Source organism: Thiosulfatihalobacter marinus (assembly GCF_016019955.1).
Lineage (GTDB): Bacteria > Pseudomonadota > Alphaproteobacteria > Rhodobacterales > Rhodobacteraceae > Shimia > Shimia marinus_A.
This window is the reverse complement of sequence record NZ_JAECRZ010000018.1, coordinates 1-12,235: the sequence shown is the minus strand read 5'-3', so window position 1 is coordinate 12,235 and position 12,235 is coordinate 1. Positions and strand designations below refer to the sequence as shown.

Sequence of the window (12,235 nt, the reverse complement as noted above, 5' to 3'; positions counted from 1 at the left end):
CACTCCGATCCGTATTTTCGGGTTTGGGGCAGGATTAAGCGATCGCGGCGGGGTGCGCGGCCCGGATCACCGCCTCGCAATGGGCCGCCAGCGCCTTGCGATTGGCAAAATCGGCCACCCGCACCGGCGCATGATAGATCAGCCGCACGCTGCCTTGGGGCCTTGCCGCCAGCACATGCAGCAGATGCGGACCGAAATCCATTTCGCCCCACCAGCCGTAAAACCGCCGGTCGGCACCTTCGGGTGCAGAATATACCACCGTCACCGGCTGGACATGCAGAACCTCGCGCAGTTCAGGCGCAAAGAAGGCCGCAAAAAGTGTCGGCTTGAACGGAAGCACGCGAATAGAGTCGGTGCTCGTGCCTTCCGGAAAGAACAACAGCTTGTGCCCGGCCAGAAGCCGGGCTTCGAAAACCGCTTTCTGTCCGCGTGCTTCGCGCGGGTCGCGGTTGATGAACACAGTACCCGTGGCCTTGGCCAGCCATCCGATTCCGGGCCAGTTGGCGACCTCGGCCTTGGACACGAAATAGATGCGTTTGCGGGCATTGAGCGCAAATATATCCAGCCACGAGGAATGATTGGCCACCACAGCGCCGCGTTCCTGCATAAGCGCGCCTTCGCTTTCGAACTGCATTCCCAGGATGCGAAAGGCATTGCGGCAGACAAATTGGGTGATCCACGGCGTCCAGGGACGGTGCACTCCAAACGCAGGTCTCTCGATCAGTCGTACCAGCAACAGGATCAGTAAACAGCCGAACACCAGCATCGCCAGCGTTACGCCGCGCAGCAGAACCCTCAGCCAACCCATGGCCGGAATCGGCGGCATCCGGGTATAATCGGCCGGATCGTCCCAGGGGCGGCTCACAGGGCGCGATCCCGCGTGTACAGCGCCTTGTTGCGCGCATTCATACGTTTGGTATCCATGATCAGACACACATCCGTGGTATTGAAGGCGTGATCGACAAACGCCCCCTCGCCCACGAAGCCGCCCAGCCTCAGATAGGCCTTGATCAAGGCGGGCACCTGCAACATGGCCGCGCGCCGGTCAATTTGCGTGTTCTGGATCAGGTCCATGCGCTGAAAATGGGCGGGCTGAGCGCGCACCCGCAGATCGGACGGTGCAAGATGGCGGGCGTGAAGCAACGACAGCGGTTGTGCCAGCGCATCAATATCCGTGCCGTGAAAGCTGGCCACGCCAAACAGCACGTCGATGCGGTGATCGGCCACGTAATCCGCCAGCCCGTTCCACAGGTGAAACATGGCGGCGCCACCGCGATAGGCTTCGTGCAAACAAGATCGCCCAAGCTCCAGAAGCCGTCGTCCTCCGGTGCGCAGAACCTCCAGATCATACTCGTCTTCCGAATAGAACTGCCCGGCTTTTTGGGCCGCATCCGAACGCAACAGGCGGTATACCCCCACCACCCGGTCCTCCGGCTCGGCCTCCAGAGCGTCATCGATCAGGATCATGTGGTCGAAAAATGGATCGAACCGGTCACGCTCCAAGCGCTGCGCATGATCCACCATCGGCCCTGCCCCGCCCAGTTCCTCGACGAACACGCGATAGCGCAGGCGCTGTGCGGCCTTCAGCTCGGCCTCGGTCTCGGCCAGTTTCAAGATAAATTTGGGCTCTGGTCGGGTCATGCGCTGTGTCGGAGTGGCGTTTGCGCGCCTTGTATCAGCCCCACGCGCAAACGCAATGATCCCTCATGGGTGGACAACGCCCCTCATTCCACCCTAGGTTGCGTAAACGCTTTGTTAATCACTTTACGCCTCACTGGCGGGCAAAAGCATGATCCGGGATCCTTCAATGACCACCTTGCCCGCTTCGCGAAAATTCACGGTAATCTTGCCGCCGATATTGGATTGCACCTGGCCGGTGCCCCAATCCGGGCGGTCGGGATGGGTAACAAGCATGCCCGGTTCCAGAAACGCGTTCAGGTCTTGCATCGTCGGCCCCGCCAGAAAGGAGTGTGTCGCATGACAGATAATACGGAAATCGCGGCTTTGGTAGGGTCGCGCATCTGTCACGACCTGATCAGCCCGGTTGGGGCCATCGGCAACGGGCTGGAATTGATCGGGCTGTCGGGGGGCGCTGCCGGGCCCGAACTTGACCTGATCAGCGACAGCGTCAGCAACGCCAGCGCCCGCATCCGGTTTTTCCGCATCGCCTTTGGTCTGTGTAGCACTGGGCAACAGATCGGTGCTTCCGAGATTCATTCCGTTCTTGACGGTATCGCCACCGGCGCGCGAATCGCGTTCGACTGGACAGTGCAGGGCGACGTATCGCGCCCCGAACTTCGTCTGGCCTTTCTGGCCTTGATGTGTGCCGAAACAGCGATGCCCTATGGCGGCTTGGTCTCAATTTCGCGAGTGGGCGCGGCCTGGTCGATCCACGCCACCGCCGGCAAACTGCGTATCGACCCGCCGCTATGGGCCGCGCTGGATCAGACCCGCGCGCCCGCCGCGGTGACACCGGCGCATGTGCAGTTTGCGCTACTGCCTCTGGTGGCCCAGGAACTGGAGCGGCGGATTTCCGTGGACATCGAGGATACCCGCCTCGCGTTGCATTTCTAAGGGCGCACGGTACCGTTGCCGTCCACCAGATACTTGAAACTCGTCAGCTGCGCGGCGCCCACCGGTCCGCGCGCGTGCATCTTGCCCGTCGCGATCCCGATCTCGGCGCCCATACCGAATTCGCCGCCATCGGCAAACTGGGTTGAGGCGTTGCGCATCAGGATCGCACTGTCGAGCCGCTCAAAGAAACGTTCGGCGGTTGGGTCATCTTCGGTGATGATGCAATCGGTGTGATGCGAGCCATATTGACGGATATGCGCAATGGCATCGTCTACGTCACGTACCACCCGCGCGGCGATGTCCAGGTCCAGATACTCCTTGCCCCAGTCGTCCGCCGTGGCCGCCAAGGTCCCCTCGATCCCTTGCAGCGTTTCATTGGCATGGACCCGAACCCCCGCGTCGATCAGGGCGCGCAGCACTCCCTGCCCGATCGTATCGACAAGGCTTTCATGGATCAGCAGGCATTCCGCCGCGCCGCAAATCCCGGTGCGCCGGGTCTTGGCGTTCATCACCACGTCCAGCGCCTTTTGCGGATCCGCGGCTGCGTCCAGATAGATATGCACGATACCTTCAAGATGCGCAAAGACCGGCACACGCGCCTCACGCTGTACCAGACCGACAAGACCTTTGCCGCCACGCGGAACAATCACGTCAACGGTATCGACCATGGTGAGCAATTCCTGCACCGCCGCGCGATCCCGTGTCGGTACAAGCTGGATCGCCGCTTCCGGCAGCCCGGCAGCCTTCAGCCCCTCGACCAGACAGGCATGGATTGCGCCGGAGGAATGGAAGCTCTCTGATCCGCCACGCAGGATCACGGCATTCCCCGATTTCAGGCATAACGCCCCGGCATCCGCCGTCACGTTGGGACGGCTTTCATAGATCACGCCCACAACGCCCAGCGGCGTGCGCACCCGGCGGATATGCAGGCCCGACGGCATGTCCCACTCGGTCAGCACTTCTCCGACCGGATCGTCCTGCGCCGCCACCGCGCGCAGCCCGTCCACAATGCCCTGAATACGCGCCTCGTCCAGCATCAGCCGGTCCAGCATCGCCGCCGACAAGCCCTTGTCGCGGCCATACGCCATATCTTTGACATTGGCGGCAATGATCCCGGCCCGTTTGGCCCAAACAGCATCGGCGGCGGCGTTCAGCGCCCGGGTCTTGGCCGTCGCCGGGGCAAAGGCCAGCTCCGCGCTCGCGGCCTTGGCGCTGGTGCCAATTTCAGCCATCAGATTGGGGATATCCGCGATGTCTTTCATCGTCCTGGTCCTTTGTATGTGGTGCGAGGTCGGAGCCTACGGCGTGAGTATTTTTAGCAAAATGAAGATCACAGGGCCATATCGTCACGGTGGATCAGCGCCGTGCGCCCAGGGTAGCCCAGAATAGCCTCGATCTGCGACGAATGCGCGCCCTTTATGGCGACGGCCTCGTTGGCGGCATAGGCCACCAGCCCCTGCCCCAGCCTGTGCCCATCGGGGCCAAGAATGGCCACCGGATCGCCGCGCTGAAACGTCCCGTTCACCGCGCGCACCCCTGCGCTGAGAAGGCTTTTACCGGCCTTGAGCGCCCTGACCGCGCCTGCATCAACTGTAATGTCGCCTTGCGGTTTCATCGATCCGATCCAGCGTTTGCGTGCCAGTTGCGGTGTGCCCTGTGCGGTGAACCAGGTCGCGTTGGCGCCGTTTTCCAGCGCGCTGAGCGGGCGCAGGACGCTGCCCTCGGTAATCGCCATGGCGCAGCCGCCCGTCATGGCCGTTTTGGCCGCGAACAGCTTGGTGATCATGCCACCCTTGGAAAGGCCACTTGTGCCCTCTCCGGCCATGGCCTCGATTTCGGGTGTGATCTCGTCAATCACGTCAAAACGGCGTGCGGCCGGATTTTTCATCGGGTTATCCGAATAAAACCCATCCACATCCGAGAGCAGGATCAACCGGTCCGCCCCGGTGGTCAGCGCCACCTGCGCTGCCAGACGGTCGTTATCACCATAGCGGATTTCGTCAGTGGCCACGGTGTCGTTTTCATTGACAATGGGCACCACGCCAAAGCCGATCAGCGCTTCCAGTGTGGCGCGGGAATTCAGATAGCGACGGCGGTTGGCGCTGTCTTCCAGAGTGACAAGCACCTGCGCCGTGGTGATCGCGTGGGGCGCCAGAACCTCTTCATAGGCCCGTGCCAGCCGGATCTGTCCCACGGCGGCCGCAGCCTGTGAGTGCTCAAGCGGCAACTCGTTTCGGGGCAGGCCCAGCACGCCGCGGCCCAGTGCGATCGAGCCGGAGGACACCAGCACAACATCCGTGCCGCGCGCCTTGAGCATGGCCACATCTTCGGCCAGCGCGGTCAGCCAGTCATGGCGCAATGCGCCGCTTGTCCGATCCACCAACAGCGCGGACCCGATCTTGACAACAACCCGTTTCGCCCCGATCAGGGTTGCCAAGTCTCGTCCTCCTCGTCGACCTTCTTCAGCCGCAGCCGGTCTTCGTCTATCTCGCGCCGCAATGCACGCAACACGTCCACCGTGCCCTCGCCACTGGCGCCCGACATCATCAACACGGGGCCGCCGGCGACCACTTCCAGCTCTTCCTTCAAGAAGGCACGCTCCTCTTCATCCAGCGAATCGATTTTGTTGAGCACCGTAACTCGTGGCTTGGTGGCAAGAATTTCCGCATAGTTGCCAACCTCTTGCACGATGGTCTTATAGTCATCCAACAACGTGCCAGAGGTCCCGTCCACCAGATGCAGCAGTACCGCGCAGCGTTCGACATGCCCCAGAAACAGATCGCCCAGACCCCGTCCTTCAGAGGCACCCTCAATCAGGCCCGGAATGTCGGCAACCACAAATTCCACCCCGTCAACACCCACAACCCCAAGGTTGGGGTGCAACGTGGTAAACGGGTAATCGGCTATTTTGGGCCGCGCGTTGGACGTGGCCGCCAGAAAGGTGGACTTGCCGGCATTGGGCAAGCCCAACAGGCCCACATCGGCGATCAGCTTGAGCCGCAGCCAGATCGTGCGTTCGACACCGGCCTGGCCGGGATTGGCCCGGCGCGGGGCCTGGTTGGTAGAGGATTTGAAGTGCAGGTTGCCAAAGCCGCCATTGCCGCCCTTGGCAAGCAGGACGCGCTGGCCCACCTCGGTCAGGTCAGCAATCACGGTTTCCTGATCCTCGTCCAGGATCTCGGTGCCGACGGGCACCCGCAGAATGATGTCATCCCCCGAGGCGCCCGTGCGTTGCTGCCCGCGACCCGGCTGGCCGTTTCTGGCAAAGAAATGCTGCTGATAGCGAAAATCGATCAACGTATTCAGCCCGTCGACCGCCTCGGCCCAGACAAAGCCGCCATTGCCGCCATCGCCGCCATCCGGCCCGCCATATTCAATGTACTTTTCGCGCCGGAAGGACACACAGCCCGACCCGCCCGCGCCGGAGCGGATATAAACCTTGGCAAGGTCGAGGAATTTCATGTCGATGTCCTTTATGGGGCAACGCCCGCCTGATAACGCGGTCCGGCCCTTGGCTCAATTCAATTTGTTCGCAGGTTTTGCGTATAGGTCCAGGTTGGCACCGTCGCGTTGCGTGCCACCGAAAAGCTTTCGGCGTCCCCCAGATATTGGAACCCGCAATTCGTCAACACCCGCGCCGAGGCCGGGTTGTCCTGGAACACGCTGGCAAACAAGGCGCGGTTTTTTAGCGGATTTGCGTGGACCAGGGCGCGTACCGCGTCCGAGGCCAGTCCGGTATTCCAGAAGGCCGGACCAACCCAATAGCCCACTTCGCTCACCTCATTATCCAGCCGTTTAAGGCCGATCAGCCCCATGATCTCGGGCTCGCCCGAGGCTGTCCCGTCCATCGCCCAGACATCCTCGATCCGGTCCGCCGTCTGCGCACGCGCGATAAAGGCTTCCGCCGCGCCGGGCGGCAGCGGATGCGGGATCGACGTGGTCATGCGGGCCACGTCCGCCTGGCTGGCATAGAATTCGATCAGACCCTGGTCTGACCTGCGCAAAGGGCGCAGCACAAACCGTTCCGTTTCGATCACGGGCTGGTTCACGATCGCATCAAGTTTCATGTGCGTCCTCCTCAAAACACAACAACCATCACCGAGGCCACGGTCAGCGCGGCCAGAGTGCGCATCAGATAGCGTTCCGCGGGGCGTCCCGCGACAAGCCGGGCGATCCGGTCGCCCGCAAGGGTCCAGATCGGGTGAAACAGTGCCTGGCAGGCCAACAACGAGATGGCGATCGTTGCCGTGGCCTGCAAGGCCGGGGTGCCGGGGGTGACGAACCCGGTAAAACCCGCGACAATCATCGCCCAGGCCTTGGGGTTGAGCGGATGTATCCACAGCCCCGCGAAAAATCCCGGCGCGGTGTCCAGTCCGGCCCGGTCCGGGTCAAGCCGCAGTTGCGCCACTTTCCACGCCAGCCAGCAGATATAGGCCACCGACACCCATTTCAGCAGTTCGAACACCCAGGGCATCCGGGCCGCCAGTCCCATCAGCCCGAATCCGACGGGCCAGATGATCAGTTGTTTGCCAAGCGCCACGCCCGCCACAAAAGGCAGCGCCGCCCGGAACCCATAGCGAGCGCCCGTGGCAAGCAGTGCCATATTGGCAGGCCCCGGTGTGCCCACCTGACTTGCGGCAAATACGCTGAAACTGGCGATGGCAACGCCCATGGCAAAATCTCATTGCGGCAAAACGAAAAAGGGGACCGGCCTTGTGCCGATCCCCTCATGTTCGAAAACCTTTAAGGTCGGCTTACTCCGCGGCCTCCGCCACTGGCAGGACCGAAATAAAGGTGCGGCCCTTGAGGCCTTTGTGGAACTTCACGTTGCCGTCGACGGTCGCAAAGATAGTGTGATCCTTGCCCATGCCAACGCCTTCGCCGGGCCACATCTTGGTACCGCGCTGACGCAGGATGATGTTGCCGGGAACGACAACTTCGCCACCGTATTTCTTGACGCCAAGGCGGCGACCAGCAGAGTCGCGTCCGTTACGGGAGCTACCACCAGCTTTTTTATGTGCCATATCGCTGTTCTCCTAATCCTTGGGCCTTACTTGGCCAGTTCCTTGGCCTGTTCAACCCACTCGGGCTTCACTTTGACGGCATCGAACGTTTCCACATCCACGGCGGCCAGCTGAGCATAGCTGGTAATGCCGGCGTCAGCCAGTTTCTTTGCGGCGGCAGGTCCAACGCCGGTGATGGCGGTCAGATCGTCGCTTGCGGCTGCGGGGGCCTCGGCCTTGGTAGCCTTCTTGGCGGGGGCAGCAGCGGCGGCGGGGGCCGCGGCAACCGAGCCTGCGCCCATGGCAGCCTTCACACCCGATTTATCGGCGCCCGACGCCAGAATGTCTGTGATCTTGACCAGGGTCAGCTTCTGACGGTGGCCAACGGTACGCTTGGAGCTGTGCTTACGACGGCGCTTGACGAAATTGATCAGCTTCTCGCCCTTGATCTGGTCGATCACGTCTGCCTGCACGGCGGCACCATCAACGAACGGCGCGCCCACAACGGTGTTGTCACCGCCCAGCATCAGCACGTCGTTGAACTGAACCTTTTCTCCGGCATCCGCAGCAAGTTTTTCCACGCGCAGGATATCACCTGCCTGGACCTTGTACTGTTTGCCGCCGGTCTTGAGGACTGCGAACATGTCCTTATCCTTCGATCTACCGCGTCCTGTGGCCCCCATCCGGGAGTTTTTGGCTTTCAGCCGCCTCGAACAGCGCGCCCTTTTCGGGCTGTGGTGTCAATAAAACACGGCGCAAAGCACGCGCTTCACGCCGGGATGCGCGCTTATCCATTGAATTGGCGGCGCCGTCAAGCGGTAACTTTTCCTGTTCAACCGGCCAGCCACGCTTCGCCCCGTCCTCTGCGCAATCAGGCCTGTCAGTCGCCGATTCCCGCTTTGCGGAACAGGGCTTCGATCCGCGCCCTGTCCGCGTCATGTTCGATCAGGGCCAGCAAATTCCAACCCTTCAATCCGAATGTCGGAAAGCGCAGCTTCAATTCGGCCACTGCATTCTGAGCAGCCTCCACATTGCCGGTTACCTGATAGCTGCCGGCTGCCCAGCATAGGGCTGGCGGGCCCACCGGCCCGCCCCGCACGATGTTCCTTTCATACCAGACCAGTGCGTCTTCATATTTTCCGGCCATGAACAGACAATGGCTCATGACGTTCAGGTACGGGCCATTGATGAAATTCGGGCTCAGCTTCACCGCCTGGTCAGCAGCCTTGATTGCGTCTTCGTGGTTGCCGCGCATGGCATGGATCACCGACATGAAGGCATTGGTATCCGCGTCATTGGGCAAATAATCCAGGCCCTGCCGCCCGGCATCTACTGCCTCGTCGAACCGACGCTGCGCCAACAGCGCCAGTGCCAGCGCCGTGTAGGCCCATCCAAAGCAGACATCCGCCGCAAGGGCCTTTTGCGCCAAAGCCTCGGCACGCAAGCCAAGTTTGGCTGGGTCTTCATGACCCCATAAGGCTGTGAAACTGATCAACCAGGACAGGCCGGCATATCCGCCGGCGAATTCTGGTGCCATTTCGACCACCTGTTCAAACAGCGCGCGCGCGGCCTCGATCCGCCCCGGGATCGGCGGATATGGCGTTGCCTTGGCCTGAACAAAAAGCTCGTAGGCTTCCAGGTTCGTCGTGTGAACATGGCACAAACGTTTGGATTCCGAAGGCGTCAGCCGCACGGAAAGGGCCGAAACAACCTCGCGCGACACGGCGTCCTGCAATTCGAACACCGAGTCCAGCGACCCGTCATAGCGTTCCGCCCACAGATGCCCGCCAGTCGCCGCATCGATCAGCTGAACATTTATCCTGACGCGGCCACCCATCTTGCGCACGCTCCCCTCGATGACATTGGCCACGCCAAGCCGGCGTGCCACGGTAGGAATGTCGACCGCCTGCCCCTTGAAAGCAAAGGTCGAATTCCGCGCCACGACAAACAATCCCGAGATTTTCGACAAATCCGTGATCAGGTCTTCCGTCATTCCGTCGGCAAAATAGTCCTGCTCGGGGTCGTTTGACATATTGTCAAATGGCAGCACCGCGACAGATGGCATTTCGGTCGGTGCCGGTTCCACCGGTACAAAGACATTCTTCGAATTCGGCGCCCCGTTCCAATGCCAGATGCGCATCCGGTGGCTGATATTCTTCAACTGTTGCGCGCCGCCATCCGTCCATTCAATTGCAACCCGATCCCTGACTTGCCGATAGGCTTCGTCGGATATGCCAATGCCACCCGGTTGCGCCAAAGGTTCTATCCGGGCCGCGACATTCACACCATCTCCGAAGATGTCATCCCCTTCAAAAACAATGTCGCCAACATGAATACCGATCCGCAGCCGAAGACTCCTGTCTTCGGGGGCGTCGCCGTTGATCTTGTCCAGCGCCCTCTGGATTCCGACGGCCGCTTCGACACTGGCAACTGCCGATGCGAATTCCAGCAGGAATCCGTCTCCCATCGTTTTGACGACCCTGCCACCGTGACGGGCGGCAATGGGGGAAATTGTTTCCTCGTGCAATCGGCGAATGGCGTTGATCGTGCCAAACTCGTCCATTGCCATCATGCGCGAGTATCCGGCGACATCGGCTGCGACAATTGCCGCCAACTTTCTTGTAAAAAGATCTGACATCATGCGAAAGTAACGTTTGAACTGGCACTGTCCTAGCGAAAACTTTGTGCAAGGGAATGCGCGCGCGGGGTCCGGATGAACCGCCTTGCCCCAAGCCTGATTGCACAAGACATATCCCCCGGCAGGCTATCCCGGCCTCGGCCTGTTTACACGGCAGTCGCTTGCGGCGAAGACCAGGCGCAAGTCCATCAATTAGGGCTGTACGATCGCCGCATCCGTCCCTATAGCGCGTTCATGCCCGATACCTTGCCCCCCTGCCCCAATTGCCGATCCTCATATACCTACGAGATGGACGCGCTGCTGACATGCCCGGAATGTGGACATGAATGGACGCCAGACGCGGTTTTTGAAACTGCCGTGCGTGACAGTGTCGGCAATATCCTGGCCGACGGCGATACCGTCACCGTGATCAAGGATCTGAAACTCAAGGGAACATCCAGCGTGATCAAGGTGGGCACGAAAGTCCGGGGAATCCGGCTGGTTGTCGGCGATCATGACATTGACTGCAAAGTGCCCGGTGTCGGGCCGATCGGGCTTAAGTCGCAATTCGTCAAGAAGGTCGCGGGCTGATTCTGCGCCGCCTTACAAATCTTGCGCGGGTTGCAACTGTCCCAGCCTCAGGGCCAGCGCCTCAAACCGGTTGGACATCACCTCGAAATGCACGGCATTCATCAACTCGTAGACCGTCATCATTTCCGGCGCTTCCAATGCTGCGGCATAGGCTTTCAATTCTTCCACGGTGAAATCACGATAGGTGTAGGCCGCATTTTGCAGCGCGGAAATCTCAACTGAGGCTGCCACTTCCTCGGCATTTTCGGCCAGCGCCGCGCGCAACCCTTGCTCGTCGACCCGCAACGTGATGACCCCGGCATAAGACGCGGCAAGAATGAATTGGACCTGAATTTCCGTCATGGCTTGCAAGCCGATATTGTTGGGATCGATGGCTTTCCCCATGCGATCGAACAAGTCAATCCGCGGGTCGTCCGCCTCCTGCAATTCCGCCAGCAACAGCGCGCCTTGAGAGTATTTTTCGTCGTCATCGGCCATATGGGCCTGATTTTCCGCCGCGACAAGCCGCTGTCCCAGTTCTGAGGCGTAGAAACCTGCCGCATGGGTCAGCAAGTCGTCCTCCAGAGTGGCCTCCAATATGTCTGTGGCACGATCGCGCATATACGACGGATCAAACACCGTATCCGCCAGCAGCATCCACTGGCTGCCAAAATCCCCGGCGTCCAGTCCCAGCATCTCCGGCGCGGTTCTGGCCGACTGGGCGATCGACTCGATCGCCACATCAAATCCGGTGATCTTCAGAAAGGCCGCAACCTTGTCTCGCTCCGCCGCACGCACAGGTATGGCCGACACCGACAGCACGATGAAGGTTGCAAGTATCCATATTCCAAGCGGGTGCGCACGGTGTGCGGAAAGCGATTTGGTCAGCATGAACACAGGCTATCGAATTTCCTGCGCAAAACAATGCAAATCGCTCTTGCGCCCCTTCCCAAACGCCATTAAACGACGCCCTCACCAAGACCCCCGCGGAGAGGTGCCGGAGTGGTCGAACGGGGCGGTCTCGAAAACCGTTGTGGGTGCAAGCCCACCCAGGGTTCGAATCCCTGTCTCTCCGCCACTATCCCCCTGAGATTGCGTGAAAATTCTCCCCACCCAAGGGAAGTGGCGCCAATGTCTGTTATCGAGACTTATGGCCAAAAGTGTCATACTATGACACCTTTTAGAGCTACTGGGTATACCGACTATGCCCTCTTGGACCGAATTCTATGCTGTTTTCACGGCTGACCGCACGTCCCAAACATGAAAAAAGGGACCCCGCAATCGCGGGATCCCCTCCTTAGTTCACTTGACAGTTCCTACCGAAATCCGTTGTCACCTGAAGTGGTCCCGGAAATCCGGACAGTTAGCTAAGGTGTATCCCGAACTTTTTGGAGTGAAGTGGTCCCGGAAATCCGGACAGTTAGCTAAGGTGTATCCCGAACTTTTTGGAGGGATACGAGATGGCGAAACG

The 12,235-nt window shown here is 60.5% G+C and carries 14 protein-coding genes and 1 tRNA gene; 3 read left to right on the top strand and 12 right to left on the bottom strand.

The features are described from left to right. Positions 1–34 precede the first annotated feature (34 nt). The 3 genes from I3253_RS18045 to I3253_RS18035 all read right to left on the bottom strand — a co-directional run bounded on the left by I3253_RS18045 (position 35) and on the right by I3253_RS18035 (position 1,947). The gene (locus I3253_RS18045; RefSeq protein WP_197919248.1) at positions 35–826 is read right to left on the bottom strand and encodes a lysophospholipid acyltransferase family protein; all 792 of its coding nucleotides are present in this window, start codon (positions 824–826) and stop codon (positions 35–37) included. Between the two features lie 35 nt (positions 827–861). Beyond that, positions 862–1,641 (bottom strand): GNAT family N-acetyltransferase, encoded by a 780-nt coding sequence (locus I3253_RS18040; protein ID WP_197919214.1) that lies wholly within the window; start codon positions 1,639–1,641, stop codon positions 862–864. Between the two features lie 123 nt (positions 1,642–1,764). Further along, positions 1,765–1,947, bottom strand: a complete 183-nt coding sequence (locus I3253_RS18035) for a DUF3553 domain-containing protein (RefSeq protein ID WP_197919213.1) — start codon at positions 1,945–1,947, stop codon at positions 1,765–1,767. A 30-nt stretch (positions 1,948–1,977) separates the two neighbouring features. On the opposite strand from I3253_RS18035, the gene I3253_RS18030 reads away from it, so the two are divergent. Beyond that, entirely contained in the window at positions 1,978–2,574 is a 597-nt protein-coding gene (locus I3253_RS18030; protein WP_197919212.1) for a histidine phosphotransferase family protein, read from the top strand. Here the strand turns inward: I3253_RS18030 and I3253_RS18025 are convergent. The 8 genes from I3253_RS18025 to I3253_RS17990 form a co-directional block, all read right to left on the bottom strand. Then, a complete protein-coding gene (locus I3253_RS18025; protein ID WP_197919211.1) occupies positions 2,571–3,836 on the bottom strand; it encodes a glutamate-5-semialdehyde dehydrogenase in 1,266 nt (421 codons plus the stop codon). The two genes, I3253_RS18030 and I3253_RS18025, sit on opposite strands and share 4 nt — an antisense overlap. A gap of 68 nt (positions 3,837–3,904) precedes the next feature. Continuing rightward, on the bottom strand, positions 3,905–5,011 hold the full coding sequence (gene proB, locus I3253_RS18020) for a glutamate 5-kinase (RefSeq protein ID WP_197919210.1): 1,107 nt from the start codon (positions 5,009–5,011) through the stop codon (positions 3,905–3,907). After that, a complete protein-coding gene (gene obgE, locus I3253_RS18015) occupies positions 4,999–6,036 on the bottom strand; it encodes a GTPase ObgE (protein ID WP_197919209.1) in 1,038 nt (345 codons plus the stop codon). The genes proB and obgE overlap by 13 nt, the downstream gene beginning before the upstream one ends. Before the next feature lie 59 nt (positions 6,037–6,095). After that, positions 6,096–6,641, bottom strand: coding sequence for a GNAT family N-acetyltransferase (locus I3253_RS18010; protein WP_197919208.1), 546 nt, complete (start codon positions 6,639–6,641; stop codon positions 6,096–6,098). An 11-nt stretch (positions 6,642–6,652) separates the two neighbouring features. Continuing rightward, complete coding sequence (locus I3253_RS18005) at positions 6,653–7,246, bottom strand: LysE family translocator (protein WP_197919207.1); 594 nt, start codon at positions 7,244–7,246, stop codon at positions 6,653–6,655. An 82-nt stretch (positions 7,247–7,328) separates the two neighbouring features. After that, positions 7,329–7,598, bottom strand: coding sequence for a 50S ribosomal protein L27 (gene rpmA, locus I3253_RS18000; RefSeq protein WP_127112085.1), 270 nt, complete (start codon positions 7,596–7,598; stop codon positions 7,329–7,331). A 26-nt stretch (positions 7,599–7,624) separates the two neighbouring features. Next, on the bottom strand, positions 7,625–8,221 hold the full coding sequence (locus tag I3253_RS17995) for a 50S ribosomal protein L21 (RefSeq protein WP_197919206.1): 597 nt from the start codon (positions 8,219–8,221) through the stop codon (positions 7,625–7,627). 236 nt (positions 8,222–8,457) lie between these two features. Further along, on the bottom strand, positions 8,458–10,215 hold the full coding sequence (locus I3253_RS17990) for an adenylate/guanylate cyclase domain-containing protein (protein WP_197922722.1): 1,758 nt from the start codon (positions 10,213–10,215) through the stop codon (positions 8,458–8,460). A 234-nt stretch (positions 10,216–10,449) separates the two neighbouring features. On the opposite strand from I3253_RS17990, the gene I3253_RS17985 reads away from it, so the two are divergent. Next, the gene (locus I3253_RS17985; RefSeq protein WP_197919204.1) at positions 10,450–10,785 is read left to right on the top strand and encodes a zinc ribbon domain-containing protein YjdM; all 336 of its coding nucleotides are present in this window, start codon (positions 10,450–10,452) and stop codon (positions 10,783–10,785) included. A 12-nt stretch (positions 10,786–10,797) separates the two neighbouring features. Here I3253_RS17985 and I3253_RS17980 read toward each other — a convergent pair whose 3' ends face one another. Beyond that, positions 10,798–11,655, bottom strand: a complete 858-nt coding sequence (locus I3253_RS17980; protein WP_197919203.1) for a DUF2059 domain-containing protein — start codon at positions 11,653–11,655, stop codon at positions 10,798–10,800. Positions 11,656–11,752: 97 nt separating this feature from the next. Here I3253_RS17980 and I3253_RS17975 point away from each other — a divergent pair. Then, positions 11,753–11,842 (top strand) — tRNA-Ser (locus I3253_RS17975). Positions 11,843–12,235 lie beyond the last annotated feature (393 nt).

Excerpts from the sequence above, each read along its gene's own strand:
- I3253_RS18045 (WP_197919248.1), bottom strand. The coding sequence starts at position 826 with ATGCCGCCGATTCCGGCCATGGGTTGGCTGAGGGTTCTGCTGCGCGGC.
- I3253_RS18040 (WP_197919214.1), bottom strand. The coding sequence starts at position 1,641 with ATGACCCGACCAGAGCCCAAATTTATCTTGAAACTGGCCGAGACCGAG.
- I3253_RS18035 (WP_197919213.1), bottom strand. The coding sequence starts at position 1,947 with ATGCAAGACCTGAACGCGTTTCTGGAACCGGGCATGCTTGTTACCCAT.
- I3253_RS18030 (WP_197919212.1), top strand. The coding sequence starts at position 1,978 with ATGACAGATAATACGGAAATCGCGGCTTTGGTAGGGTCGCGCATCTGT.
- I3253_RS18025 (WP_197919211.1), bottom strand. The coding sequence starts at position 3,836 with ATGAAAGACATCGCGGATATCCCCAATCTGATGGCTGAAATTGGCACC.
- obgE (WP_197919209.1), bottom strand. The coding sequence starts at position 6,036 with ATGAAATTCCTCGACCTTGCCAAGGTTTATATCCGCTCCGGCGCGGGC.
- I3253_RS18010 (WP_197919208.1), bottom strand. The coding sequence starts at position 6,641 with ATGAAACTTGATGCGATCGTGAACCAGCCCGTGATCGAAACGGAACGG.
- I3253_RS18005 (WP_197919207.1), bottom strand. The coding sequence starts at position 7,246 with ATGGGCGTTGCCATCGCCAGTTTCAGCGTATTTGCCGCAAGTCAGGTG.
- rpmA (WP_127112085.1), bottom strand. The coding sequence starts at position 7,598 with ATGGCACATAAAAAAGCTGGTGGTAGCTCCCGTAACGGACGCGACTCT.
- I3253_RS17995 (WP_197919206.1), bottom strand. The coding sequence starts at position 8,221 with ATGTTCGCAGTCCTCAAGACCGGCGGCAAACAGTACAAGGTCCAGGCA.
- I3253_RS17990 (WP_197922722.1), bottom strand. The coding sequence starts at position 10,215 with ATGTCAGATCTTTTTACAAGAAAGTTGGCGGCAATTGTCGCAGCCGAT.
- I3253_RS17985 (WP_197919204.1), top strand. The coding sequence starts at position 10,450 with ATGCCCGATACCTTGCCCCCCTGCCCCAATTGCCGATCCTCATATACC.
- I3253_RS17980 (WP_197919203.1), bottom strand. The coding sequence starts at position 11,655 with ATGCTGACCAAATCGCTTTCCGCACACCGTGCGCACCCGCTTGGAATA.